The 26647-nt window shown below is 58.0% G+C and carries 18 protein-coding genes; 4 read left to right on the top strand and 14 right to left on the bottom strand.

The window, feature by feature from the left end; genetic code table 11:
* Positions 1-207: 207 nt before the first annotated feature.
* From ACWJ62_RS15045 to ACWJ62_RS15035, 3 genes are all read left to right on the top strand, one after another.
* A complete protein-coding gene (locus ACWJ62_RS15045) occupies positions 208-819 on the top strand; it encodes a peptidylprolyl isomerase (RefSeq protein WP_449287097.1) in 612 nt (203 codons plus the stop codon).
* Positions 820-823: 4 nt separating this feature from the next.
* The gene (gene mnmC / locus ACWJ62_RS15040; protein WP_449286912.1) at positions 824-2722 is read left to right on the top strand and encodes a bifunctional tRNA (5-methylaminomethyl-2-thiouridine)(34)-methyltransferase MnmD/FAD-dependent 5-carboxymethylaminomethyl-2-thiouridine(34) oxidoreductase MnmC; all 1899 of its coding nucleotides are present in this window, start codon (positions 824-826) and stop codon (positions 2720-2722) included.
* 73 nt (positions 2723-2795) lie between these two features.
* Positions 2796-3428: a CBS domain-containing protein gene (locus ACWJ62_RS15035; protein WP_449286911.1), complete on the top strand. Its 633-nt coding sequence runs from the start codon at positions 2796-2798 to the stop codon at positions 3426-3428.
* Positions 3429-3440: 12 nt separating this feature from the next.
* Here the strand turns inward: ACWJ62_RS15035 and ACWJ62_RS15030 are convergent, their stop codons facing one another.
* From ACWJ62_RS15030 to ACWJ62_RS15010, 5 genes are all read right to left on the bottom strand, one after another.
* Positions 3441-6191: a hypothetical protein gene (locus ACWJ62_RS15030; protein ID WP_449286910.1), complete on the bottom strand. Its 2751-nt coding sequence runs from the start codon at positions 6189-6191 to the stop codon at positions 3441-3443.
* 144 nt (positions 6192-6335) lie between these two features.
* Positions 6336-8372 (bottom strand): NAD-dependent DNA ligase LigA, encoded by a 2037-nt coding sequence (ligA, locus tag ACWJ62_RS15025; protein WP_449286909.1) that lies wholly within the window; start codon positions 8370-8372, stop codon positions 6336-6338.
* 73 nt (positions 8373-8445) lie between these two features.
* Positions 8446-9459, bottom strand: a complete 1014-nt coding sequence (zipA, locus tag ACWJ62_RS15020; protein WP_449286908.1) for a cell division protein ZipA — start codon at positions 9457-9459, stop codon at positions 8446-8448.
* 122 nt (positions 9460-9581) lie between these two features.
* Complete coding sequence (gene smc, locus ACWJ62_RS15015; protein ID WP_449286907.1) at positions 9582-13076, bottom strand: chromosome segregation protein SMC; 3495 nt, start codon at positions 13074-13076, stop codon at positions 9582-9584.
* A gap of 1 nt (position 13077) precedes the next feature.
* A complete protein-coding gene (locus tag ACWJ62_RS15010) occupies positions 13078-13761 on the bottom strand; it encodes a GntR family transcriptional regulator (RefSeq protein WP_449286906.1) in 684 nt (227 codons plus the stop codon).
* A 284-nt stretch (positions 13762-14045) separates the two neighbouring features.
* On the opposite strand from ACWJ62_RS15010, the gene ACWJ62_RS15005 reads away from it, so the two are divergent.
* Positions 14046-14972, top strand: a complete 927-nt coding sequence (locus ACWJ62_RS15005) for a GGDEF domain-containing protein (RefSeq protein ID WP_449286905.1) — start codon at positions 14046-14048, stop codon at positions 14970-14972.
* Between the two features lie 3 nt (positions 14973-14975).
* Here the strand turns inward: ACWJ62_RS15005 and rluB are convergent, their stop codons facing one another.
* The 9 genes from rluB to ACWJ62_RS14960 all read right to left on the bottom strand — a co-directional run bounded on the left by rluB (position 14976) and on the right by ACWJ62_RS14960 (position 26555).
* Positions 14976-15959: a 23S rRNA pseudouridine(2605) synthase RluB gene (gene rluB / locus ACWJ62_RS15000; RefSeq protein ID WP_449286904.1), complete on the bottom strand. Its 984-nt coding sequence runs from the start codon at positions 15957-15959 to the stop codon at positions 14976-14978.
* A 39-nt stretch (positions 15960-15998) separates the two neighbouring features.
* Positions 15999-16637, bottom strand: coding sequence for an SMC-Scp complex subunit ScpB (gene scpB / locus ACWJ62_RS14995; RefSeq protein ID WP_449286903.1), 639 nt, complete (start codon positions 16635-16637; stop codon positions 15999-16001).
* Between the two features lie 42 nt (positions 16638-16679).
* Positions 16680-17513, bottom strand: coding sequence for a segregation and condensation protein A (locus ACWJ62_RS14990; protein WP_449286902.1), 834 nt, complete (start codon positions 17511-17513; stop codon positions 16680-16682).
* 61 nt (positions 17514-17574) lie between these two features.
* On the bottom strand, positions 17575-18789 hold the full coding sequence (locus ACWJ62_RS14985; RefSeq protein WP_081449827.1) for a tryptophan--tRNA ligase: 1215 nt from the start codon (positions 18787-18789) through the stop codon (positions 17575-17577).
* Positions 18790-18909: 120 nt separating this feature from the next.
* On the bottom strand, positions 18910-19782 hold the full coding sequence (gene sucD / locus ACWJ62_RS14980; protein ID WP_008174394.1) for a succinate--CoA ligase subunit alpha: 873 nt from the start codon (positions 19780-19782) through the stop codon (positions 18910-18912).
* A complete protein-coding gene (sucC, locus tag ACWJ62_RS14975; RefSeq protein ID WP_088828553.1) occupies positions 19782-20948 on the bottom strand; it encodes an ADP-forming succinate--CoA ligase subunit beta in 1167 nt (388 codons plus the stop codon). The genes sucD and sucC overlap by 1 nt, the downstream gene beginning before the upstream one ends.
* A 36-nt stretch (positions 20949-20984) precedes the next feature.
* Complete coding sequence (gene lpdA / locus ACWJ62_RS14970; protein ID WP_449286901.1) at positions 20985-22427, bottom strand: dihydrolipoyl dehydrogenase; 1443 nt, start codon at positions 22425-22427, stop codon at positions 20985-20987.
* Positions 22428-22462: 35 nt separating this feature from the next.
* On the bottom strand, positions 22463-23692 hold the full coding sequence (gene odhB, locus ACWJ62_RS14965; protein WP_449286900.1) for a 2-oxoglutarate dehydrogenase complex dihydrolipoyllysine-residue succinyltransferase: 1230 nt from the start codon (positions 23690-23692) through the stop codon (positions 22463-22465).
* A gap of 25 nt (positions 23693-23717) precedes the next feature.
* Positions 23718-26555 (bottom strand): 2-oxoglutarate dehydrogenase E1 component, encoded by a 2838-nt coding sequence (locus tag ACWJ62_RS14960; RefSeq protein ID WP_449286899.1) that lies wholly within the window; start codon positions 26553-26555, stop codon positions 23718-23720.
* Between the last annotated feature and the right edge of the window lie 92 nt (positions 26556-26647).

The following is a 26647-nucleotide window of genomic DNA, read 5'->3' as shown; positions in this document are numbered from 1 at the left end:
GTGAAAACCGTACAACCCGGCCCGGCCAATTTGATCCATGACTTCCGATATCGGCAAGGTTAGCCGATCACACCACAATGTGCGTGGATGCAGTACCCGTTTTACCATCACCATCTGGTAAGATCTGGCACCTGATAACAGAATTCGCCGAATTGTCGCAGGAAATACACCTGCTAATAACACGGAGAACGGCTGCAAATGACAAACATGGTAAAACCCCTGAAAACTGTGACACCCGTATTGCTTATGGCACTCACCCTGCTCATGCCGACTGCCGGGGTGCAGGCGCAAGCCAATGAGCAGCCGGCCAGTGACCCGCTGCCAAAGGTGCGCATGGTGACCAGTGAAGGCGCTATCGAGCTTCAGCTTCGCCCGGATGTTGCGCCCGAGACGGTAAAAAATTTCCTGCAGTACGCCAAAGACGGTTTTTTCGACGGCACCATCTTCCATCGGGTTATCCCCGGATTCATGATCCAGGGCGGCGGTTTCACCCGGGATCTCTCCCGCAAGTCTACTCGTGCCCCTATTCGCAACGAAGCGAAAGAAACACTGCCCAACCTTCGTGGAACCGTTGCGATGGCTCGCACCAGTGCGCCGGATTCCGCCACGTCCCAGTTCTTTATCAATCTTTCGGACAACGGATTCCTGAACGCCGGAGTTCGCGGCCCCGGTTACGCGGTTTTTGGCAAGGTGACCCAGGGCATGGGCGTTGTAGATGCGATTGCCCGTAAACAGACCACCCGCAAACAGGGCATGGCCGACGTGCCGGTTGAACCTGTGATCATCGAAACTGTCACCGTGGTCGATCCCGAAGGCTGACACTGTGAACGGTGCCCCCCTGCCGCCCGGAATCGAGCCCGCTGAACTGGCGTGGCACGACGGCGTTCCGGAGTCCGTCCGGTTCGGCGATGTCTACTTCAGCCGTGACAATGGTCTCGAGGAAACACGCTACGTTTTCCTGCAACACAACCAGTTGCCCGAACGTTTCGCACAGCTTCCCGAGGGCGGCAATTTCGTTATTGCCGAAAACGGCTTTGGAACCGGCCTGAACTTTCTCGCTGCCTGGCAAGCCTGGCGGCGCCACGCTCCGGCCCATGTGGCGACACTGCACTTCGTTTCCGTTGAACGTTTCCCCCTGACCCAGGAGGACCTGGCCCGGGCCCTGGCACAGTGGCCCGAGCTGACCGCACTGGCCGACGAACTGCTTCTGCATTACCCACCTCCGGTGCGCGGGGTGCACAGGCTGGTCCTGGCCGGGGGGCGGGTTCGACTGACGCTGTTTTTCGGCGACGTCACCGACGCCTGGCAATCACTCGATTTTCACGCCGACGCCTGGTTTCTGGACGGCTTCGCCCCGTCCCGCAACCCGGATATGTGGCTGGAAAACATCATCAACAAGATCCGTGCGCAGAGCCGACCGGGCACAACTCTGGCGACCTTTACCTCCGTTGGCCGGATTCGTCGGGCTCTGACGGAGGCGGGATTCCGGATGGAAAAAACCGCCGGATACGGTCGCAAACGGGATATGCTGAAAGGCGTTCTCGTCTCGGAGAACCCGGTACCAACCGAAACGGCTCCAACCGAAAAGCAGGAATCTATCGCAATCATCGGCGCAGGCATTGCCGGCTGCGCACTGGCGAGAAACCTGGCAGACCGGGGCTATCCGGTAACACTGATCGACGCCCATGGTCCGGGAGCAGCAGCCTCTGGCAACGCCCAGGGCGCCCTGTATGTGAAACTGGGCGTAGAGTTCAACGACCAGACCGAGCTGGCGCTCACATCGCTCACGTTCGCCCAGCGTTTCTATTCCAACTGGCGGGATCAGCACTGGCATCCAACCGGCCTGCTACAACTGGCCCACAACCCTCAGGAAGCGGACCGGCAGCGGAGATTTATCCAACGCAACGACTATCCCAGGAGTATCTTTTATCCGGTGACCCGGGAGCAGGCCAGCGCCCTGACAGGCGTGCCCACGGAATCCGGCGGGCTCTGGTTTCCCGGCAGTGGCTGGCTCGAACCCGCAAACCTTTGCAAGGAACTGGCGGACCACCCGCTGATATCCCCGCAGTTCCATAGTGAGGTCAACAACCTTCGGCCTTGCGGCGGAAAATGGAACATTTCGACGGTCGACAACAGATCGATCACGGCCGACCGGGTGGTCATCAGCGCGGGCCATCTCAGCCCGGAGCTTATCCCGACAAAGGGTCGCTTCCGGCTGAAAGCCATTCGTGGACAGGTTAGCCACCTGCCAGCAAAAGCTCTCAGAGCGCCAACGGCGGTTATCTGTGGGAACCGGTATCTCAACCCTGCACTGGGCGAGTTTGCGGTCACCGGCGCAACCTTTGACCTACGCGATAACAACCCATCGCCCACCGTGGAAAGTCATAACGAGAACATCGAGGAACTCGGTTCGATGCTGCCTACGGTGTTTTCTAATGACAGCGATGCGCTTCGCGGCGAGGAACTGAGTGGCCGGGTCGCCTTCCGATGCACCACCCATGACTATCAGCCGGTGGCCGGACCTGTTTTCGACGGCGAGAGCGACGATCTCGATAACCTTTACCTGCTCACTGGCCTTGGCAGCAAAGGACTGACCTACGCGCCGCTCCTGGCCGAGTACCTGGCCGACCTGCTTACGGGACAACCTCCCTGCCTTCCCGCGAACCTGGCCAAACGCCTTGAAACCCGACGCCTCTACCAGACGGATGTGGTGGTTTCGTAATAAACTCCAGCTGAAGTTTCCGGTCAGACTGCCGATAACCATTGAAATGGTGGCATAGTCACGGAGAGAACCCATGTCCATTTATGTCAGCGAACCCGGCCGGCCGGTCGGAACCCGGCTACCGGAAACATTCCGGGCAAGGCCCGTGGGCGACGTCACAGAGCTGGCAGAAACCCAGAGGATCAATCCTGGCCGAAGTGAGGCAACGGACGCCGAGTTCCAACAGGCCGCCAATGCCGGTCGGTACAAAGCGCTGGAAGAATACGGCGCGGCGGCCGCCGGCGAGCGCCGGGAAGACCGCCCGTATCTGCCGGTATCCAGCATCTCGTCGCAAACCCTGTATTCAATTTCGGCGTCTGCGACCATTTCTGAGGCCTTATCCGTCATGGACGAGCACCAGGTGCATCACCTTGTGATCATGGCGGAAAACAACGTTGCCGGCCTTGTTGGTTTGCGTTGGCTTTTAGGCTGGCTTCACGAGAATGAAACCGATGCCATGAGCCAGAGCCTGGTTCACATTGAGTTGCCCGCCTTCCTGACCGCTTCACCCGAAACCGATGCCCACCAGCTCGCCCGGCTGATGCTGGCCCACCAGCTCAACGCAGCCCTGGTGGTAGACGCGAAGGGCACCGCCTCCGGAATTGTGACCAGCACGGACTACCTGCGACTCTACGCCAGCGCCGGCCGCCACCAGGGAACGGTGTAGTTCCCACATTGCCTAATTCAGAGGCGTCAACAGTGCTCCCTCAGGACTGAAGAGAAGCACATACCAGTTGCTGCCTATGCGGGTTAATGCCGGTATCTCGTCATCGCGGTAATTTTCGAGATCCAGTATTTCAGAATCATCGGCTGCAAGCTGGTAGCGCCAGTTGTTTCTAAATTCCGGCTCTTCATCTTCCGTCTGCGGTTCCGGAACCAGCGAGACCCGGGCAGCGATGCCCTGCTCCATTCCGGACACCACACCCCCGCTGGCAAAGTCCCCGTTCGTGGTACCAGCCACAACCATGTCGCCATCGAAAGCAGCCAACCCCAGAAATGCCTCACTGGACTGGTCGTCTTCGTCATTCAGGGTGAAGGCCCGACTGACATTCCCAGCGGCGGAGTATCCCAGCAGGAAACCGGCAACACTGGAAAGCGCCTCCCTTTCCAGAACAGGGTCTTCCTCGTCCTGCTCCAGCACAGAGTAGGATCCATCACTGGCACCAATCAGCCAGAGCGTGCTTCCGGTATACAGTCCGTTGGAAACCGGTTCATCGCCGGTGGTGCCAACCTGTTTGACATCAAGCTCGCTGGTCGCACTGGAGGCGTTAAAGAAGAAGGCATCAATGCCGCCGATGACCGAAGCCCCTTCCACAGATCCCGCGGCCGAACCAAACAACCCGGGGTTGATGGATTCGGTGCTACCACCGGCGACACTGTCATCGGCTGCTGAGCCGGCCTGGCGGGTCCAGGCAACCGCAGGCTGCTGCGTGTTGCCGTCCAGTTCGGTATCAATTCGCTGCAGGAAGCTGTCCCTGCCGCCCGATCCCTGCTGCTGATCAAACACACCTTCCGTTTCCCCGGCCAGGATGATATACCCGGTGTCACGGTTGATTCCGGCCCAGCGAACCTGATCATCAGCATCCGTTCCGGTCCGGATGGTCCAGGTGGGAACGTATTCGCCACCGTTGGTGGCGGAATCAAACCAGTAAAGCGATGTCACTGAATCCAGACCGCCAAGACCGGACGTTCCCGCCACCGACTGATCGGTGCTATAGGCAACGACAAATTCGAACCGGTCTACCTTGGTCCCACCCTGGGTCACCTTCCGCTGCACCACGTTAATAACCGGATCCGGAGCGCTCAGGCTGTCGCTGGCGGGAGATATGTCAACCTGCTGCAACTGGGTGCCTCGCTGGTCAAAAATCCGCACCAGCACCCTGTCGTTATCCTGGGTGTCGTAGCCGGCAACGAACAGCCTGCCGTCATGGCCCATAGAGATGTCGGTGGCAACAAAACCGCCACCGGAGTTCAGAGCGAGCGGCGAGATCAGCTCGTTGAGGCTGATCCGGATCAGGTTTTCAGTCTCCGCCCGGGCATAATCCTCGCGACCGGCCTGGAAGTTCTCGTTGATGCCCAGCAGGATAAACCGATCGCTGAAGGCCGGATTGGCATAGCCGGCCTCCGGTACCCGTATCCGGAAAGGCACTTCATCGGTCCCCTCTGGAAAAACCAGTTCGTCATTCTCGACCCAGTTTCCGCCTTCCAGGCGCTCAATAACGAACTCGGAATTGAGGCGTGCCGTGGAGTCTTCGGTGTGGCTGAGCTTGGCAAAAACATCCCGGTCACGGTCGCCGGAGAGTCTGGCGACGTATTCGCGCACAGCACCAACGTTCAGGGTGTCCCTGCCGCCACCGTTTACAGTTTCCAGCGACAGAACCGGCTCGTTGTCCTGAATGGACAAATTGGTAACGACACCGCCGTTACCGCTTCCAAGACCGGCGAGACCGGATCGTACCTCGGTCAGTGCCAGGCGAAGGGACTCCACGGGCTCAGCAAAACTGTCCTCGACCACCTCCAATGGCAGATAGCACTCGGTAATACCCGGCTCGAGTGTGATCACGCCGCGCGTATAGAAACCCTGTTCATCAAGCTCATAATCGATATAGTCCAGCTCGCTTTCCCCCGTCTCATCGCGAGGCATTGAACTGTTGCTGCCCAACCCGACAATGTCATTGCCGAGGATGGCATCACCCGCGTTGGAGGCACTGTGATCGCAATTCTGGTGTGGAGGCGAGAATCCGACGTCGCAGCTGGATGCGTCATAGTCAGACAAAAGCTCAAAGGCAACGGCAACCCGGGTTACCGACGGTTGATCCAGCGTAACCTTGACGAAGACGCGGCGCGTCGGAAGTGTCAGATCCCTGGTACCGGATACGGAGCCGTCATCGTTGTAGAGATTGATGGTAAAGCTGTGCTCACCCTCGGTTTCCAGGTCGGGCAAGGCGCACTGTTCACGGTTACTGGCAGGGATTTCCGGGCTTTCACCTTCCGTAAACGGCTCCGCATCCAGAGACATGACGTTGTACTTCACATCAATATCGAACGGCTGGGCGCCGGCCATGCGGCCGTCCGTAGTCACCAGATTGATACCCTCGGTCTTGCCGAGATCCGCTTCTCCCCTGCTACCGCCCGTGAGGCCGGGAACCCCACGCATGATGATGCCCTGGCGGGCCTTGTTGCTGGTGTCCTCAAGCGCCAGCCAGGACGGCGCGTTGGTCAGGGAATAGTCAAGGATATCTTCGCCACCGTAAGCCCCGAAGTTGTAGGAGTATTCAACACCGAGATAGGCAAACACCGGGGGTACGCCAAGGATGGTGGGCTGATCGGGATCCTTTTCCGTCTTGCAGGCAGAAAGCCCGAGTGAAAGCAGGACCAGAACGGCAAGTTGGCGAACAGGATGAATGCGGGAGTAACAATCGGCGCCCATGAAAAAATCCGTTTCAATCGTTGTTGTTGTGGCAGCGACCGCACGGATGAAACATGAACACCGGGCGGTTTACACACCGTTACAGAACAACGCCATGGTAGCCAATTTGATACGCAGGGGATCTGCGCGAGTTCTCAGATTCAGTTAGCCCGCGCCCAGGCCGTGCTCTTCCAACAATGCGGCGAGCCCGGCTTCATCGAGAACAGGCACCTCTAACTGTTCAGCCTTGGCCAATTTGGAACCGGCGGCTTCACCAGCGACCACGCAGGCCGTCTTCTTGGAAACGCTGCCGGCCACCTTGGCGCCGAGGGCTTCCAGCTTCTCTTTGGCTTCGTCCCGTGTCATTCCGGAAAGCGTGCCGGTCAGCACCCAGGTCTGGCCTTTCAGAGGCTTCTCTCCCTCCTGAACTTCCTCTTCCTGCCATTTCACACCGGCTTCACGCAGCGCATCCAGAGTTTCGCGATTGTGGGTCTGCTCGAAAAAGCTACGGATATGACCCGCAACGATCGGCCCGACGTCCGGAACCGTCTGCAGGCTATCCTCATCCGCTGCGGCAATGGCCTCCAGAGTGCCGAAGTGGCCTGCCAGGGCCTTGGCGGTGGCCTCCCCCACCTCCCGGATGCCAAGGGCATACAGGAACCGCCAGAGCACGGGGTTTCTGGCCCGATCAATGGCAGCCACCAGATTGGCCGCTGACTTTTCTCCCATTCGCTCTAGTTTCACCAGGTCGTCGGTGGTCAGGCGATACAGATCGGCAACGGTTTCCACCATGCCCTGGTCCACCATGGTATCTATCCATTTGTCTCCCAGGCCTTCAATATCGAGGGCTTTCCGGGAGGCGTAGTGGCGAATGGCTTCCTTTCGCTGCGCGGGGCAGAACAGGCCGCCGGAGCAGCGGGCAACGGCTTCGCCTTCGATCTGGATAACATCCGAATCACACACCGGGCACTGTAGGGGAAATTCCACTTCCCGGGCGCCTGACGGGCGTTTTTCGGCCACCACTTTGACGACCTGTGGTATCACATCACCGGCGCGGCGAATGAAAACGGTATCGCCGATATGGACATCCAGGCGGCGAATTTCGTCCATGTTATGGAGGGTGGCGTTGCTCACGGTCACACCGCCCACGAACACGGGCTTTAGCCTGGCAACCGGGGTAACAGCGCCAGTACGACCGACCTGGAATTCCACGTCTTCGATAACCGTGAGTTCTTCCTGAGCCGGGAACTTGTGGGCAATCGCCCAACGGGGGGCCCGGGATACAAAACCCAGGGCCTTTTGATGATCAAGACGGTCCACCTTGAAGACGATACCGTCGATTTCGTAAGGGAGGCCGTCCCGTTTTTCCATCAGCTCGCTGTAGGCTTCAAGGCACTCCTCCGCCCCCCTGGCCTTGCGCATCTCGGGATTAATGCGAAAACCCCAGCTCTGGACCCTCTTGAGCCCCTCCCACTGGGTATCCGGCAAGAGGCGTTCGTCGGTTACCGCAACGCTGTAAGCGCACATTTCCAGCGGACGCCTGGCCGTTACCGTCGACTTTTTCTGACGGAGGCTGCCGGCCGCCGCATTACGGGGATTTACGAAGGTCTTCTCGCCACGCTCCGACAGGCGGCGATTAAGCTGCTCGAAACCGTCCTTCGGCATGTAGACTTCGCCGCGGACCTCCACCAGATCGGGCACGTCATCGCCACGGAGCTTAAGCGGCACCGAGGGAATGGTCCGGATATTGGCGGTTATGTCTTCCCCGGAGTAGCCATCACCCCGGGTGGCGGCGGTGGTCAGGGCACCATTTTCGTAATGCAGGCTCACCGCAAGCCCGTCCAGCTTGGGTTCACAGACATACTCCACGTCCTCACTGATACCGAGCCGATCTTTTACCCGCCGGTCAAAGTCACGGAGTTCGTCCTCGCTGAAAGCATTGTCCAGCGACAGCATGGGCAGCCTGTGAACTACCTCTTCAAAGCTGGTTTCCGCGGCGCTGCCAACACGCCGGGTGGGCGACGTGTCCGAAGCCAGCTCCGGATAATCGGTTTCCAGGGCCTGTAATTCCCGGAACAACCTGTCGTATTCCGCATCGGGAACACGCGGATCATCCAACACGTAATAGCGGTAGTTATGGTCATCAATCGCCGAACGGAGTTCTTCAACACGCTGAATGATGTCGGGCGTGGCTTTGCTCATGGACTGGCACTCTCGTCTCTCAAAAAAATGCCCGGAACAAACCGGGCATCTGGCCGTCTTTTACCGCCTGGTTTCAGACTCGCTGGGATCGTTGCTTGCGCTCGAACTCCCGAATCCTCTGGCGGCAGTGCTCGATTGTTTGAGGGGTCATCACGCTCCGGCGCTCATCCTTCAGCTCGCCGCCAAGGTTACGAACCACGGCCTGGGCGGTCTCAAGCATGAAGTCAAACGCCTGCAGCGCATTGGTGGGCCCGGGCATACTCATGAAGAAACTGATACCGGGCGTGGCCAGGGCCGGCATATCGCCCGGTTTGAACGTGCCGGGTTCCACGGCATTGGCAACACTGAACTGGACCGGGCTGGTGGTATCAGACTCCTCGTGTCGGTGATAAATGTCCATATCACCATGCTCCAGACCACAGGCTTCGAACAACTTCTTCAGGGCCAGCCCCTTGAAGTCTTCACCGCTCTTGGCCAGGACGTTGATCACAATCACTTCACGGGCCTCAGGGCGATTCGCACCTGCCAGAGGCTGACCACTGACCGCTCGGGAAGGTTCACGCCGGGCTGTATCTTCCTCTACTTCGGTTGTAACCGTAGGCGGGACTGCTTCCACTTCATCTTCGATGGCCCCCCAACCTGATTCGAGCTCGGTTTCTTCAGGCTCATGGCTGGACAACCCGAAATCGGGATCCGACTCAACAGGCTCATCGTGATACTCGGCAACCGGTTCGCTTTCCGGTTCCGTATGCAGATCCGGTTCTGGCGACTCTCGATGTTCTTCCTTGGCAGCGGCTGTTACCGGGCGGGTCGGTTTGGGTTTCGGAAAACCAAATCGGCTGGGCTTTTCACGCTTTACATAGCCCCTCTCTTCGAGAGTGTCGCGGGAGATGGTTCGTGCGCCACCGTTCGGCAGCTCCGGGTTGTACTCGTCATCGAGTGGCGAATCCTCGAGCTCATCGGCGCCCATACCCGATGAGATGGCCATGGATTCCTTCCGGGCACGCCGCATGCGGCGCACGCCATCAATGACAATGCCGATAATAACCAGGGTACCGATGGCAATTAACCATTCCCTAAGTGACATAGTGCTGCTGTCCTGTTTGCAGATCCCGTAACGTTGCTACTCTAAGAAAAGCCCGTAATGAATACAACGCACACCCGGGCCAGATGGCGTTATTGTCATGGTCGCCTGAATTCTGAGCAGCCTCAAGCCTCTGCGAGAGCCGCCGCCTCGTCGACATCGACCGACACCAGGCGCGAACACCCAGGTTCATGCATGGTTACGCCCATTAACTGATCCCCCATCTCCATGGCAATCTTGTTGTGGGTAATGTAGATGAACTGAACCTGCTTGGACATCTCCTTGACCATGTTCGCATAGCGGCCCACGTTGGCATCATCCAGCGGCGCATCCACCTCGTCCAGCATACAGAAGGGTGCCGGGTTCAGCTGGAAAATCGAAAACACCAGTGCGATCGCCGTGAGGGCCTTTTCGCCCCCTGACAGCAGGTGAATGGTGCTGTTCTTCTTGCCGGGCGGCCGCGCCATGATCGCAACGCCGGTTTCCAGAAGATCTTCACCAGTCAGCTCCAGGTAGGCGTTCCCGCCCCCGAACACTTTGGGAAACAGAGCTTGAAGACCACCGTTCACCTGGTCAAAGGTTTCCTTGAAACGCTGCCGGGTTTCCCGGTCTATTTTCCGTATGGCGTTGTCCAGCGTTTCCAGGGCCTCCATCAGGTCTTCATGCTGGGAATCCAGGTAGGTCTTGCGCTCACTCTGAACCTGGTATTCCTCGATAGCCGCCAGGTTAATCGCGCCCAGGCGCTGAATTCGGTTGCCGATTCGCTCCAATTCGTCTGCCCAGTCTTTTTCGTTTGCGCCCTCAGGCAACTGGGAGAGGATATCCTGCAGTTTTACGTCGAGCTCCTTGAGCTGATCGATATGGTTCCCGGAACGGATTTCCAGAGCCTGGGATTCCATTTTCAGTTTTTCGAGCCGAGACCGGACGTCCTGAATTCGATGATCGGTTCCGCTTCTGCCCTGCTCCTTTTCCCGCACTTCCCGATCGATCTCTTCTAGCGCGTCACGGGCGGCACCCAGCTTTTCCTCTTCCGCCAATCGACGGTCCAGCAGCCCTTCGAGCTGCATCTGCAGGTCTTCGATGGGCTCTTCGGCGCTTTCTCGTGATTCCCTCAAAATCTCCAGGCGCTCATCAATCCGCTCCTTCTGCAGCTGCATCCGATCAATGGTCTGCCTGAGACCGTCACGTTGACTGTGCAGGGTCTGCAGCTGGAGCTGCAGCTGATGCGCGTGGTCGCGGTCGTGCCGGGCCTCCTGGCGAAGCCGGTCGAGGTTTTCGCGCAGGGTGTCCCGCTGCTCCAGCAACCGCTCTTTCTCTTCATCGCTGTCTTCGGTGGAAGCCAGCGCCAATTGCCAGTCTTCCCGGGCATCCTGAAGGCTTTCTTTCTGGCCCTCGAGGTTTTCGGACACGTCCTGGATATCATCCCGGATTCGCTGCAGACGGGCATCAATCTGCTCGGCACGTGCGCGCAGGCCGCTGACCCTGGACGACAGGGTGCTCAGTTCACGGTCTGCCTCGCTCAGACGGGTCTGGGCCTCATCCCGGGCTGCTTCCGAGCGTTCTGCCCGTTCCTGAAGCTCTTCCAGCCGCTCGGTAGCCGCCTCCAGCGCCTCCTCCGCCTCGGCCAGTTGCGAGGTCAGTTCGGTCACCTTCTTCTGCCGTTCAATCACCCCGACCTGGCCAGCGTCAGAGTCCGGCATCAGGACCCACCCTCGGGACACCCAGACGCCCTCGGGTGTCATCAGGCTTTGACCGTCCTTGAGCCCCGCTCGCATACCCATGGCGTCAGAGACGGTTTCGACGGTGTCGATGCCGCGAAGCAGCGAGGCAATCCCCGGCACTCCAGATACCTTGGCCGCCAACCCGGAACGCTCATTGCCGTCTGTGGCTTCAGCCTCCACCAGGGCCAATCCCTTTGGGGCTTCTCTCATTGCGGATGAGAGCTGGCCAATATCTGGAAGGCAGAGGCCCTGGGTAAACCGCCCGATAACCTGTTCGACAGCAAACTCCCAGCCATCGGTGATCTGAAGCTGACTGGCCACCCGGGGCATATCGCTGAGCGCGTTCTGTGAAAGCCAGGATTGCAGAACATTATCACCGGCCCCCATCTGCTCATCCAGAAGGGACTGCTGGGATTCCAGCGACGCACGAAGGCTCTGCACCCGTTGACGTTCTTCAGAGAGGACCTGCTCGGCATCACGCTGTTGCTGCCGGGCTTCGTAGAGCTCGTCCTGAACGGAAGCAATCCGTTCGGCCGCCTCTTCGCGCTTCAGTTCCAGGGTTTCCTGCTGTTCCAGCAACTCTTCAAGCTCGGCCCGATCCATCTGACCTTCCAGCAACTCCTGTTCGTCCTGAAGCTTGCGTTGGCGGGCCAGCAGTTGCTCAATGGCATCCTCAAGTGAGCGGATTCTGGATTGGGCCAGCTCTGCCTGACGTCGCGCGTCCGAGGAACGGGCACTAAAATCTTCCCACTGGTGCTGCCAGTCGCTCATCGCGTCTTCGGCCTGCTGCAGCTTCTCACCCGATTCCTCGGAGCGTATTGCCAGCGCTTCCTGCTCGGGCTCCATCATGTCGAGTTCTTCCTGGATGCCCGCAAGCTTGTCCTCATCCTGCTCCAGCTCCCGGGCCAGCTCTCGCTGGTTCGCCATGGCCTGGTCCAGTTCCGCCGCCATTTGCCGGCTGCGGTCACGCTGGTGCTCGAGGCTCTGCTCAATACGTGCGATATCGGCCCCGGCTTCGTAATAGCGTGCCTGTGCCCGGTTGAAATGCTCGGTCCGCTCCTGGTGATTGTCGCGCAGGGATTCCAGTGAGGTCTCCAGGCTGACTCGCTCGGTGAGGTATTTCTCAAGCTCGAGTTCGGTATCCCGGATCTTGCCTCGCCAGGCTTGCAGGTCATTGTCGAGGGATTGCCAGCGAAGCACCGTCAGTTCGGCTTTTTTCTGGCGCTCTTCCTGCTTGTACGCTTTGTACTTTTCGGCTGCGGCTGCCTGACGCTCCAGGTGTTGCAGTTGGCGGCCCAGCTCCTCCCTCAAATCGGTCAGCCGCTCAAGGTTTTCCTGGGTCCGGCGGATACGGTTCTCCGTTTCCCGGCGGCGCTCCTTGTATTTTGAAATGCCGGCCGCTTCTTCAATATAGATTCGAAGCTCTTCCGGTTTAGCCTCAATCAGCCGGGAGATCATGCCCTGTTCGATGATGGCATAGCTCCGCGGGCCGAGACCGGTGCCCAGGAACAGGTCAGTAATGTCGCGACGCCGGCACTTGGAGCCATTCAGAAAATACTCGGACTGCCCTTCCCGGGAAACGCGGCGGCGAACCGAGATTTCGTTGAATTTCACGAATTCACCGGGCGCGGAACCATCGCTGTTATCAAACACCAGTTCGATGGAGGCCTGCCCCACGGGCTTTCTTGCGCTGGAACCGTTGAAGATAACGTCTGTCATGGATTCGCCGCGCAGGTACTTGGCCGAGCTCTCCCCCATTACCCAACGCACCGCATCGATGATGTTGGACTTGCCGCACCCATTGGGGCCGACCACGGCCGTCATGTTGGAGGGGAACGGAACCGTGGTGGGATCTACGAACGATTTGAAGCCGGACAGTTTGATGGACTTCAGCCGCATATCAGGCGCTCGCTTCCTGCCGAAGGATCGTCAACACCTGCTCGCGCTGGTGCTCCCCAAAGGCCTGGATGACGGCTTGCAGCCGCTCAGTGTCGTCGTTGACGGCAGCATCCGCCAGCTGCCGAAAGAAGGTAGCAGTTTCACCAATTTCTTCCCGGAAGTGTTCCAGCGCCACAAAATAGGTGCGGCTGATGGCCGGTCGGAAATTCTCGAGGGTCTCTTCCAGAAACGGGTTCTCGACGAGGCCGTAGGCGTAACGCATCACCCCAAAACCCGCATCAATGACCTGCTCGGCGGCGTCGGCGCTGGTAGCGTTCAGGGCATCAATCACTGCCTGCAATTCACGAACCTGGCCCATGACCCCGCCAAGCTCCCTGCCGGACCAGCGCTCAAGCACCTTGCGCCCCAGCATGCAGAGAAGATCGATATAGATATCGTAGAGGCTGTTGACGCTTTCGGGCGTCAGGCTGGAGACGACCGCACCCCGCCGGGGGAAAATCTCGATCAGATGGCGGCGCTCCAGAATAAGCAGTGCTTCCCGAACGGAGCCGCGGCTGACATTCAGTTCTCCCGACACCTTCAATTCCTGAATGCGTTCGCCGGGCTTGAGATCTCGCGTGATGATTCGTTGCCCCAGATGCTGGGCAATTTGTTCAGACAGACTTTCCGGGGCCTGAAACCTCATAAAGTTGGTCACTCATTCCTGAAGACGGCACGATTTCAAACGCAGAAGTTTACCACAGGGAATCTATAGCCCCACCCCTTGTCTGACATTTTGCACAGCCCAGGAACGTCGCGGCAAATCACTGCCGGTTTTTTGACGGCAAATTGTAAACGGCCGCCGGAGAATCAGAAACCAAGTGACGCTAGCCTTATTACTTTATGTTTTTATTGGGTTTTATTGAGTGGGCACGGTTTCTGCTAAGCACACGCAAAGCACTGTAAACTTCTGCGACAGAGTGAACCGTAGTGAAAAACATACCGTCGATCCATCAGTCTCCTTCCCAGCCCCAGAAACTGGCTGCGCTGCGTCAGGCACATCAGGACTGGAACAACACGCCGGATGTACTCACCAGGCTGACGCGCCGGCTGTCCACCACCCTGTCGCTGGAACAACAGCTGGCGATCCTGGCCGAAGAACTGGTCGCCATTGTTCCTTTCAGTGCGCTCAACTACCGGCACCGGATCGGTAAACAGGATTTCGTCTATGCCACAGGCATGGGAGGCCCACACCGTTGCGAGTATCGGCTGAGCCTTGAAGGTGTCAATTATGGGACCCTGGTACTGCAACGCCGGCAGAGGTTCTCGGAACAGGAGCTGGAAGGCGTCGAGATGGTTCTGAGCGCGGCGATCTGCCCGATTCGCAACGCCTGCCAGTACGTGGCCATTGAGCAGGCATCCCTGACAGATTCCCTGACCGGCATACCCAACAAACGGGCCCTGGACGACGCTCTGCAGCGCTCCAGCCTGTTGTCGGAGCGCCATGGTGAGCCCTACTCGCTCGTACTCTGCGATCTGGATCACTTCAAGGCGGTCAACGACACGCACGGCCATGTGGTTGGCGACCATCTCCTGCAGTTGGCAGCGTCCGAGATCGAAAAGTCGATCCGCACATCGGATTCAGTCTACCGCTTTGGTGGCGAGGAGTTTGCTATCCTGCTCCCGCACACTTCGGAGCAGGATGCCAGAGACGTAGCAGAAAGGGTTCGAGAGGCTATCGCGGCCATCCGGGTAGATGGCGGGGAAAAGGAACTCAAGGTTACAACCAGCTGCGGCGTAGCTACCTTCTTGCCCAAGGAATCACCCCAGGCGTGGTTGGCGAGGGCAGACGAAGCGCTCTACCGCGCCAAACACCAGGGCCGGAACTGCACCCGGGTGTTTGCCACTATTTCGTAACGATCAGCCTCGGGGCGGCTTGCTTCGTGCTCTTTCTGGCCTCGGAGCACGCCCGGCCGGCTTGGCAGGTTTGGTGTCGCTGACGGCCCATTTTTTCCCGGGGGTTTTCTTGCCAGAGCGGCCAGGACTTTTGCGCCTTTGGCGATCGTGGGCCGCTTTCTCATCCGGCGTCTTCTGGGGAATCTCAACCGCCTCCAGACCAACCGTTCGGCTCAGGGTATCTACCGTCCTCTGATCCAGCTCTTCCCACTTGCCAACAGTCAGCCTGCTCGGCAGGAAGATCGGCCCATAGCGCACGCGTTTCAGCCGACTCACTCGAACACCCTGGGACTCCCACAGGCGCCGCACTTCCCTATTCCGCCCCTCCAGCAGGGTAACGTGGAACCAGCGATTCATACCGCTACCGCCGGCCGGGGAGATATCGGTGAACTTGGCCATACCATCTTCCAGGAGGACGCCCTGAAGCAGGCGCTCGATCATCGCGTCGTCCACTTCCCCGAAAATCCGCACCGCGTATTCCCGATCAATCTGGTTGGACGGATGCATCAGGCGATTCGCCAACTCGCCGTCTGTGGTAAAGAGCACCAGCCCCGTGGTGTTGATATCCAGCCGTCCGATGGAAATCCACCGGTGCTCTTTGAGACGTGGCAAACGATCAAACACCGTCGGCCGACCCTCGGGGTCTTTTCGAGTGGTAACCTCGCCCTCCGGCTTGTTATAAATCAGTACCCGGCGCATCACTTCCGCCGCCCCGGACACTTCCAGTCGCTTGCCGTCGAGTTCGAAGCGATCCTCAACGGTCGCTTTTTGCCCGGGCGCCACCGGTTGCCCGTTGACCAACAGGCGGCCGGCTTCCATCCAGCCTTCAATTTCCCGGCGCGATCCGATGCCCGCGCGGGCGAGCAATTTCTGAATACGCTCTGGCCCACCCTGGCTCACGTCGTCCCTGGCTGGTCTGGCTGGTTTTTTGGGGCGTTCTGCCGCCATGAAATCAATCCTTAGTATCTGACTGACACCCGAATGGCGTCAGTGAAGTGTCTGGCTAGAAGATTCGTCGTCGTTCTCGGCAGTCGTTGATTCGAACTCGATCTCCGCCTGCATGTTCTTTTCAATTTCCCGGCCGATCTCTTCAAGATCGCGGACTTCATTCAGGGGCGGCATCTGATCCAGGCCCCTGAGGTTAAAGTAGTCCAGAAACTGTTTCGTGGTTGCATACATGGCCGGACGGCCGGGAACATCCCGATGCCCAACGACGCGTACCCACTCTCGCTCAAGCAGTGTACGAATGATATTGCTGCTTACCGTAACACCCCGAATATCCTCGATTTCACCCCGGGTGATGGGCTGCCGGTAGGCGATCAGTGCCAGGGTTTCAAGCAAAGCCCGGGAATAGCGCTGTGGCTTTTCCTCGAACAAACGCCCTACCCAGGGCGCGAATTCTTCGCGAACCTGAATACGGTAGCCACTGGCGACCTTTTTCAATTCAAAGCCACGCCCTTCGCAGGCCGCTTCCAGAAGCACCATGACATGCTCCATCACCTGGCGCGCGGGACGCTCCTCTTCACTGAACAGTTCCCGAAGCTGGTCGAGAGACAAGGGTTTACCTGCAGCCAGCAGGGCCGCTTCGGCAATCGCCTGAATTCTCAGCAGGTGTTCTTCGTTCATGGTGTCTGATCCGTATTTCCGTGCTTTGAACGTTGGGAGGGCCTAGCTGGCTGCCCTGGCTCTGACATGAATCGGGCCCAGAACCTCGGCCTGAACAACCTCGATCAGCTGCTCTTTGACCAGCTCAAGCGTGGCCAGGAAGGTCACCACGACCCCGAGCCGGCCCTCTTCAATCGTAAACAAGCTTTCGAATGTCACGAAATGATCATCCTGAAGCACCGACAGGATTGCAGACATGCGCTCCCGGGTCGAAAGCCTTTCCCGTTCAACATGGTGACTGGTAAACAGGTCTGCCCGCTGAAGAACGCCCTGCAGGGCCAGCAGCATTTCCCGCAAGTCTACGTCCGGGTGGGGATGACTGGAGGGCATCTTCGGCAGAGCCGCGGAGGCGGCAAAGGTATCCCGCTCCAGGCGCGGTAATTCATCAATATCCTCGGCAGCCTGCTTGAACCGTTCGTACTGCTGAAGCCGGCGAATCAGTTCGGCGCGGGGATCAACCTCTTCCTCATCGTCACTTTCCTGTCGAGGCAACAGCATCCTCGATTTGATTTCCGCCAATGTGGCCGCCATCACCAGGTACTCAGCGGCCAGCTCGAAACGCATGGCCTCCACGGCACCAATGTAATCCATGTATTGCCGGGTAATCTCGCTGACGTCGATGTCCAGAATGTTCATGTTCTGACGGCGAATGAGATACAGCAGAAGATCCAGCGGCCCTTCGAACGCTTCAAGGAAGACGGCAAGTGCATCCGGCGGTATGTACAGGTCTTTGGGAAGATCCACCACCGGCTTGCCGGATACCCGCGCCAGGGGCGATTGCTCCGGGGCAGCGTCCTGAGCTTCGGGCGTGGCCTGATCGGTGGATTCTTCGGTCATAACCTTTCACTCCGGAGCGGCGCCGGGAGCCTGTCAGGGCCGGGCGCCGGTTCCTGCGGATTCAGCGGTAATGAAGCCCCATGGCTGCCCGGACTTCCTCAAGGGTATCGCGAGCGGCATCGCGCGCGTGTTCACGGCCTTCCTGGAGAATGGAGTGAACCAGATCCGGATTGCCTTCATATTCCCGGGCGCGTTCGTGGAGCGGACGCTGCTCCTCGACAATCGCGTCAATCAACGGCTTCTTGCAGTCCAGGCAACCAATGCCGGCGCTTCGACAACCGTTTTGCACCCATTCCTGGGTGTCGGCGTCAGAATAGATCTTGTGCATACCCCACACCGGGCATTTTTCCGGCTCACCGGCATCGGTGCGACGGACCCGCTGGGGATCGGTCTGCATGGTGCGGACTTTCTGGGCAACGCTGTCCGGTTCCTCCCGCAGGCCGATATAGTTGTTGTAGGACTTGGACATCTTCTGACCATCCAACCCTGGCAACTTGGACTCCGGCGTCAGCAGCGGCTGCGGCTCCGGCAAAATCACCTTGCCGCCGCCCTCAATGTAGCCGTACAGACGCTCACGATCGCCCAGGGAGATATTCTGTTGCTCTTTCAGCAGAGCACGGGCCGTTTCCAGGGCATCCATGTCGCCCTCCTCCTGGTAACGCCTCTTGAGATTGCGATAGAGCTTGGCGTTTTTCTTGCCCATCTTGACGATGGCGCCTTCCGCCTGCTCCTCAAACCCTGGCTCGCGACCATAGATATGGTTGAAGCGACGGGCGATCTCCCGGGTGATTTCGACATGGGAAACCTGATCCGCACCAACAGGAACCTTTCCCGCCCGGTAAACCAGAATGTCTGCACTCTGAAGCAGCGGGTAACCCAGGAACCCGTAGGTCGCCAGATCCTTCTCCCGAAGCTTTTCCTGCTGATCCTTGAACGTAGGCACACGTTCCAGCCAACCGAGGGGCGTAATCATCGACAACAGCAGGTGCAGTTCGGCATGCTCAGGCACCTGTGACTGAATGAACATCGTGGACGAGCCCGGGTTCACGCCGGCCGCGAGCCAATCGATGACCATATCCCAGACGCTCTGCTCAATGCCGGAGGGGTCGTCGTAGTTGGTGGTGAGCGCGTGCCAGTCCGCCACAAAGAAAAAGCATTCGAATTCATGCTGGAGTTTAACCCAGTTTTTCAGCACACCGTGGTAGTGGCCAAGGTGAAGCTTGCCGGTCGGACGCATGCCGGACAAAACCCTTTGCTGGGAATCTACAGAACTCAAAGCACGAACTCCTTATTTGGTATTGGAACCGCCATCATAGTTCAGGCGACCCGGCATTATAAATAAAAAACCCCCGCTCTGCAGGGCAGAAACGGGGGTTTTTACTGAAAGAAGGCCAGCTTACCAGCCAGTGACTTCCTTCAGGGCCTGACCGATCTCGGCCAGACTGCGCACAGTGCGAACACCAGCGTCTTCAAGAGCGGCAAACTTATCGTCTGCTGTACCCTTGCCACCAGAAATGATGGCGCCAGCGTGGCCCATACGCTTGCCCGGAGGCGCAGTAACACCAGCGATGTAAGAAACCACCGGCTTGGAAACGTTCTGCTTGATGTAGGCCGCAGCTTCTTCCTCGGCGGTACCGCCGATCTCGCCAATCATCACAATGGCTTCTGTCTCAGGATCTTTCTCGAGCAGGGCCAGAATGTCGATGAAGTTGGAGCCCGGGATCGGGTCACCACCGATACCGATACAGGTGGACTGACCGTAGCCGAAGTCAGTGGTCTGCTTGACCGCTTCGTAAGTCAGGGTGCCTGAACGAGACACGATGCCAACCTTGCCCTTCTTGTGGATGTGGCCAGGCATGATGCCGATCTTGCACTCGTCCGGAGTGATAACACCCGGGCAGTTTGGACCAATCATGCGGACGCCTTTGCGATCCACGTACTCCTTGGCATACAGCATATCGATAGTCGGGATACCTTCAGTGATACATACGATCAGCTGAATGCCGGCATCCGCCGCTTCGATGATGGCGTCCTTACAGAACGGTGCCGGTACGTAGATAACGGTCGCTTCTGCGCCAGTTGCTTCAACGGCGTCACGCACGGTGTTGAACACCGGCAAGCCCAGATGCTCGGTGCCGCCCTTGCCGGGGCTAACGCCGCCAACCATCTTGGTGCCGTAGGCAATCGCCTGCTCTGAGTGGAAGGTGCCCTGTGCGCCGGTAAAGCCCTGACAGATAACCTTGGTGTCTTTGTTAATCAGGATGCTCATTATTTACCCCCTGCGGCTTTCACAACTTGCTCTGCCGCATTCGACAGACTGGTAGCGGCAATGATGTTCAGGCCGCTCTCGGCGAGTACCTGAGTACCCTTCTCCGCGTTGTTGCCTTCAAGGCGAACCACAACAGGAACCTTGACGCCGACTTCCTTCACGGCACCGATAATGCCCTCTGCAATCATGTCGCAGCGAACGATACCACCGAAGATGTTGACCAGAACCGCCTTGACGTTGGAGTCAGACAGGATGATTTTGAACGCTTCGGAAACACGCTCCTTGGTTGCACCGCCGCCAACGTCCAGGAAGTTGGCAGGCTGGCCGCCGGACAGCTTGATGATGTCCATGGTACCCATGGCCAGGCCGGCACCGTTGACCATGCAACCGATGTTGCCTTCCAGAGCCACGTAGTTCAGTTCCCACTTGGCCGCTTCCGCTTCCCGGGAATCTTCCTGGGAGGGATCGTGCATCTCGTGGATCTTCTTCTGACGGTACAGTGCGTTACCGTCAACGCCGACTTTGGCGTCCAGGCAGTGCAGATCACCGGCCGGAGTAATAACCAGCGGGTTGATCTCGACCAGTGCCAGATCGCACTCTTCGAACAGCTTGGCCAGACCAACGAAGATCTTGGTGAACTGACCGATCTGCTTGCCTTCCAGGCCCAGCTTGAACGCGAGCTCACGGCCCTGGTACGGCTGAGCGCCAACCAGCGGGTCGATTTCGGCTTTCAGGATCTTCTCGGGCGTTTCTTCGGCAACCTTTTCGATCTCAACACCGCCTTCGGTGGAGGCCATGAAAACGATACGGCGGGTGCCGCGATCAACTACCGCACCCAGGTACAGCTCCTGATCGATATCGGTCAGGGATTCAACCAGGATCTTGCTGACCGGCTGGCCGTTTTCATCCGTCTGGTAGGTTACCAGGTTCTGGCCCAGCCACTTCTCGGCAAACTCACGGATCTCGTCTTTGCTCTTGACCAGCTTTACACCGCCGGCCTTACCACGGCCACCTGCGTGAACCTGGGCTTTTACAACCCATGCATCACCGCCGATTTCACCAGCTGCGTCTACAGCTTCCTTCGGAGTATCACAGGCAATGCCTTTGGATACTGGCAGGCCATATTCAGCGAAAAGCTGTTTGCCCTGATATTCATGCAAATTCATAGTTAATGTCCCGAATTAAAAAATTCCTGGTTTGCGTTACTTCTTCTTGCGGCGGTTGGCGATATGGATCGCGCCACCACCGACGGCCAGAGCTGCTTCGTGCACGGACTCTGACAGAGTCGGATGTGCAAAGCAGGTCAGGGCCAGATCTTCGGCGCTGGAACCGAATTCCATGGCGATTACGCCCTGGGCAACGATTTCAGAGGCCTGGGGACCAACTACATGGAAACCGACAATGCGGTCAGTTTTTGCGTCAGCAATGATCTTGACCAGACCGGTCGCCGAGTTTGCAGCCATTGCACGACCGTTGGCCGCAAACGGGAAGGTACCTACGTTGTATTCTTCACCTTCTGCCTTCATCTGCTCTTCGGTTTTGCCAACCCAGGCAACTTCGGGGAAGGTGTACACAACGTTCGGGATGCAGTCGTAGTTCACCTGGGGCTTGTGCCCGGCGATACGCTCCGCAACCATGATGCCTTCTTCAGACGCCTTGTGGGCCAGCATGGGTCCACGAACTACGTCACCGATCGCCCAGACACCCGGGGCTTCGGTTTTACAGTTGTCATCGACAAAGATGAAGCCGCGCTCATCCATCTGGACGCCGGAGTCTTCCGACAGCAGGTTGTCGGTGTAGGGCCGACGACCAACAGCGACAATCAGCTTGTCAAACTTGGCTTCGTGCTTGCCCTTGGAATCTTCATAGTTCACGTTAACCAGCTTGCGCTTCACTTCCGCGCCGGTCATACGTGCACCCATGACAATATTCAGACCCTGCTTCTGGAATTGCTTCAGGGCATCCTTGGCCACCTGCTGGTCAACGGCCGGCAGGAACGTGTCCTGGGCTTCCAGAACAGTAACTTCAGCGCCAAGACGAGCCCAGACACTGCCGAGCTCAAGGCCAATAACACCGGCGCCAATAACGCCAAGACGCTTGGGCACTTCGGTAAATTCCAGAGCACCCTCGGAATCGACGATGTATTCGCCATCGAACGGCGCGGGCGGAATCTGGATCGGTTTGGAGCCGGTGGCCAGAATGATATTGTCGGCTTCGTAAGTCGTCGACTTGCCGTCCTTATCGGTCACTTCCACCTTACGGCTGGCCAGCAGTTTGCCGTGGCCGTGGATGGAGGTAACGCCATTGGACTTGAACAGACCTGCAATGCCGCCGGTCAGCTGCTTAACGATGCCGCTTTTGCGCTCCATCATCTTGCCGATGTCCATTTTGACATCCTTGGCGATGATGCCCTGCATCTCGAAATCGTGGCTGGATTCCTCGAACTTGTGGGAAATCTCCAGCAACGCCTTGGAGGGGATGCAGCCAACGTTGAGGCACGTACCGCCAAGCACCTGTGCCTTGCCGTCTTCTGAAGTCCAGGATTCGACACACGCGGTCTTGAGACCCAGCTGTGCCGCTTTGATGGCCGCTACGTAGCCCCCGGGGCCTGCACCAATGACAATGACGTCGTACTTATCAGACATACTTTTACCCTGTTTCCGATTCGTTAAATGTCGGCTCAGACGTCCAGCAGAATACGTGCCGGGTCTTCAAGCATTTCCTTGATGGCAACAAGGAACTGCACCGCTTCCTTGCCATCAATCATTCGGTGGTCGTAAGAAAGCGCCAGGTACATCATCGGCTGAATTTCCACCTTGCCGTTCACGGCCATCGGACGCTCCTGGATCTTGTGCATGCCCAGGATCGCAGTCTGCGGCGGGTTCAGGATCGGAGTAGAAATCAGCGAACCGAAGATACCGCCGTTGGTAATCGTGAAGGTACCGCCGGTCATATCTTCAATGGCCAGCTTGCCCTCTTTCGCCTTGGTGCCATACTCGACGATCTTCTTCTCGATGTCTGCCAGGCCCATGGCATCGGAATCACGCAGGACCGGAACAACCAGGCCGCGATCGGTCGAAACCGCCACGCCGATATCCTGATAGCCGTGGTAAACCATGTCGTTACCGTCGATGGACGCGTTCACCGCCGGGAAACGCTTCAGGGCTTCGGTGGCCGCCTTGGTAAAGAAGGACATGAAGCCAAGCTTGATACCGTGACGCTTCACAAAGCTGTCCTGGTACTGCTTGCGCATTTCCATGATCGGCCCCATGTTCACCTCGTTAAAGGTGGTCAGCATGGCTGCGCTTTGCTGCGCATTCACCAGTCGCTTGGCAATGCTCGCACGCAGGCGGGTCATCGGCACGCGCTTCTCTGGACGCTCGCCCTGGCTGACGTTAACTTCCGGCATACCCGCCGCAGGCTGAGGCGCAGAAGCGCCGCCGGAGGATTTGGCACTTTCCACGTGGCTCTGAACGTCTTCTTTGGTTACGCGGCCATCTTTGCCGGTACCCTTGATGCTGTTCGGATCAACGTTATTTTCCTCAGCCAGCTTGCGGGCCGCCGGGCTCAGGATCGCTTCGCCAGAAGACGCTTCGCTCTTGGCTTCTTCCTTCGGAGCCTCTTCCTTGCTCTCTTCTTTCTTGCCCTCGGCAGGCTTGGTTTCGCCTTTGGCGCCTTCCTTGAACTTGCCGACTACCTCGCCGCTCTCAACGGTATCGCCTTCATTCTTGAGGATTTCCTCGATCACACCATCAGCCGGCGCAACAACCTCAAGAACAACCTTATCGGTTTCGATATCGACAATCAGCTCATCGCGTGAACAGGCTTCACCCGGCTGCTTGTGCCAGGTCGCGACGGTACCCTCTGCGACCGACTCCGGGAAAACGGGGGCTTTAATCTCAGTTGACATTACAGATCCTTAGTTCGGTAGCTCGTCAAATTTCAAACGCGTCGTTAACCAGTTTCTTCTGCTCTTCGATGTGGACAGACATATGGCCACAGGCAGGAGCAGCCGAAGCGTCACGACCGGCATACTGAAGGTACAGCTTGGGGTTCTTGCGATGCAGCGCATTACGCATATGATGCTGACTGCAATACCAGGCACCCTGGTTCATCGGTTCTTCCTGACACCAGACAACATGCTTGAGCTTGGAGTATTCGCTCAGGAGTTCGTCAAGATCGTCTCCGGGGAAAGGATACAGCTGCTCGATCCGAACGATGGCGACGTCATCACGCTCGTCAGATTTCTTTTTCTCCAACAGATCGAAATACACCTTGCCAGAGCACAGAATCAGGCGGGTGACTTTCTTCGGATCGGACGGTTCTTTCTCGGGCAGAACAGTCTTGAAGGTACCTGAGGTCAGGTCATCAAGATCAGACGTCGCTTCCTTGTGCCGCAGCAAGCTCTTGGGCGTGATCGCTACCAACGGCTTACGCAGCGGGCGCTTCACCTGGCGACGAAGCATATGGAATACCTGGGACGGCGTGGTAGGCACGCATACCTGGATATTGTGCTCGGCACTCAACTGCAGGAAACGCTCAAGGCGAGCGGAGCTGTGCTCCGGGCCCTGCCCTTCGTATCCATGGGGCAACAGCAGGGTCAAGCCGCACAGGCGTCCCCACTTGTGCTCACCACTGGTCAGGAACTGATCAATCACGACCTGAGCACCGTTGGCAAAGTCGCCAAACTGCGCTTCCCAGACCACAAGACCATCAGGCGCGGTAGTGGAATAGCCGTACTCAAACGCCATGACCGCTTCTTCAGACAGCAACGAGTCGTAGATTTCGAACTTGGGCTGGTCCTCGGCCAATTCAGCCAGAGCGATATGGGTCGAGCCGTCTTTCTGATTGTGAAGCACTGCATGACGGTGAGAGAACGTGCCTCGACCAATATCCTGCCCCGTCAGGCGGATGGGGTGGCCTTCATTCAACAGAGTCGCATAGGCCATGACTTCGCCGTAGCCCCAGTTGATAGGCAAGGCACCGGCCGTCATTTTCTCGCGGTCCGTAACAATTTTGGAGACCTGACGCTGTATGCTGAACCCTTCGGGAACTGACGTCAGCTTCTTGCCCAGCTTCTGGATGGTCTTCAGAGCAACGCTGGACTTGCACTTGGCAGTCCACTCGTGACCGAGATACGGGGTCCAGTCTACGTAGAGCTCTTTGTTGGGCTCCTTGACCAGGGATTTGACCACGTGCTCGCCATTGTCCAGGGCGTCGCGGTAGTCATTCTCCATCTGCTTGGCTTCTTCCTCGGTAATAACACCGGCTTCCACCAATTGATCCACGTACAGGTTGCGAGTGGTCTTGAGCTTGCGGATCTTCTCGTACATGACCGGCTGGGTTGCTGCCGGCTCGTCCGCCTCGTTGTGGCCGCGGCGACGATAGCAGACCAGATCGATCACAACGTCGTTCTTGAATTCGTTGCGGTAATCCATGGCCATCTGCGTCACGAACATGACCGCTTCCGGGTCGTCCGCATTCACATGCAGAATCGGCGCCTGGATCATCTTGGCCACGTCGGTGCAGTATTCCGTGGACCGCGCATCTTCCTGCTTGCTGGTGGTGAAACCAACCTGGTTGTTGATGACAATATGGATGGTGCCACCAACGCCGAAACCGCGGGTCTGCGACATCTGGAAGGTTTCCATTACCACGCCCTGGCCGGCAAACGCGGCGTCGCCATGCATGATAATCGGAACAACCTTGGTGCCTTCATCGTCATTGCGGCGGGTCTGGCGGGCGCGAACGGAGCCCTCGACAACCGGTGAAACGATTTCCAGGTGCGACGGGTTAAACGCCATCGCCAAGTGAACTTCGCCGCCCGGAGTCATCACGTTGGATGAGAAGCCCTGGTGGTATTTCACGTCACCGGAGCCGGAATCGGCGAGTTTCTTACCTTCGAATTCGTCAAAGAGCTCCCGCGGATTCTTGCCCAGGGTGTTGACCAGAACGTTCAGGCGACCACGGTGAGCCATGCCCAGAACAATTTCCTTGGCACCGTAGGAACCGGCACGCTGAATCAGCTCGTCCAGGCAGGGGATCAGGGTCTCGCCACCCTCAAGACCAAACCGTTTCACGCCCGGATAGCGGGATCCCAGGTACTTTTCAAGACCCTCGGCAGCCGTCAGACGCTCAAGGATGTGCTTACGGGTGCTATTTTCGTAGGCAGGACGTGAACGAACCGGCTCCATGCGTTGCTGGAACCAACGCTTGATGCGGGTATCGACCACATGCATGTATTCAGCGCCGATGCTTTCGCAATAGGTTTGGCGCAAGCCATCGACGATGTCTCCGAGCTTCATGGTCTCGGAACCAAGATTCAGGGAGCCTGTCTGAAATTCCAGGTCACGGTCAGAGTCCGATAACTCATGAAATTCGGGATCGAGGTCTTCAACCTTGGGACGCTGCCATACGCCGAGCGGGTCCAGCTTCGCTTCCTGATGACCGCGGAAGCGGTAGGCGTTAATCAGCTGCAGAACACGGATCTGTTTCTTGTCCGCATCAGACGTTGCACTGGCGGGAACGCCGCCGCTGGCAAGAAAACGCTGGTTACGGGATATGTGTTCAAACTGTTCGCGGATGGAAGAGTGGACAACGTCACGGCCCTTGTAGCCGTCAACACTGGGAAGCTTGTCGAAATAGCTTCGCCACTCTTCGGGAACGGCATTGGGGTCTGTCAGGTAGGTTTCAAAAAGCTGTTCAACATAGGCAAGATTTCCACCCTGAAGGTGGGAAGTCTGCCATAACTGCTCCATTATGCTTTCGTGCATCTTGAATAGCTCACCTTGGGCTGGTGCGGGGAGCCCGATATGGTCGGCCAGGGGTATTTCTCAGTCAATACGGGTTTTTACGGGATCGACTT

The organism is Marinobacter sp. PE14, from assembly GCF_053566155.1.
This window is presented reverse-complemented; position numbering and strand designations above follow the sequence as displayed.

Bases quoted from the DNA above. Each gene is read 5' to 3' on its own strand.
- sucC (WP_088828553.1), bottom strand. From the start codon at position 20,948: ATGAATTTGCATGAATATCAGGGCAAACAGCTTTTCGCTGAATATGGC.
- odhB (WP_449286900.1), bottom strand. From the start codon at position 23,692: ATGTCAACTGAGATTAAAGCCCCCGTTTTCCCGGAGTCGGTCGCAGAG.
- rluB (WP_449286904.1), bottom strand. From the start codon at position 15,959: ATGGCGGCAGAACGCCCCAAAAAACCAGCCAGACCAGCCAGGGACGAC.
- ACWJ62_RS15045 (WP_449287097.1), top strand. From the start codon at position 208: ATGGTAAAACCCCTGAAAACTGTGACACCCGTATTGCTTATGGCACTC.
- ACWJ62_RS15035 (WP_449286911.1), top strand. From the start codon at position 2,796: ATGTCCATTTATGTCAGCGAACCCGGCCGGCCGGTCGGAACCCGGCTA.
- smc (WP_449286907.1), bottom strand. From the start codon at position 13,076: ATGCGGCTGAAGTCCATCAAACTGTCCGGCTTCAAATCGTTCGTAGAT.
- ACWJ62_RS15010 (WP_449286906.1), bottom strand. From the start codon at position 13,761: ATGAGGTTTCAGGCCCCGGAAAGTCTGTCTGAACAAATTGCCCAGCAT.
- sucD (WP_008174394.1), bottom strand. From the start codon at position 19,782: ATGAGCATCCTGATTAACAAAGACACCAAGGTTATCTGTCAGGGCTTT.
- zipA (WP_449286908.1), bottom strand. From the start codon at position 9,459: ATGTCACTTAGGGAATGGTTAATTGCCATCGGTACCCTGGTTATTATC.
- ligA (WP_449286909.1), bottom strand. From the start codon at position 8,372: ATGAGCAAAGCCACGCCCGACATCATTCAGCGTGTTGAAGAACTCCGT.
- lpdA (WP_449286901.1), bottom strand. From the start codon at position 22,427: ATGTCTGATAAGTACGACGTCATTGTCATTGGTGCAGGCCCCGGGGGC.
- scpB (WP_449286903.1), bottom strand. From the start codon at position 16,637: ATGAACGAAGAACACCTGCTGAGAATTCAGGCGATTGCCGAAGCGGCC.
- ACWJ62_RS15030 (WP_449286910.1), bottom strand. From the start codon at position 6,191: ATGGGCGCCGATTGTTACTCCCGCATTCATCCTGTTCGCCAACTTGCC.
- ACWJ62_RS14990 (WP_449286902.1), bottom strand. From the start codon at position 17,513: ATGACCGAAGAATCCACCGATCAGGCCACGCCCGAAGCTCAGGACGCT.
- ACWJ62_RS14960 (WP_449286899.1), bottom strand. From the start codon at position 26,555: ATGCACGAAAGCATAATGGAGCAGTTATGGCAGACTTCCCACCTTCAG.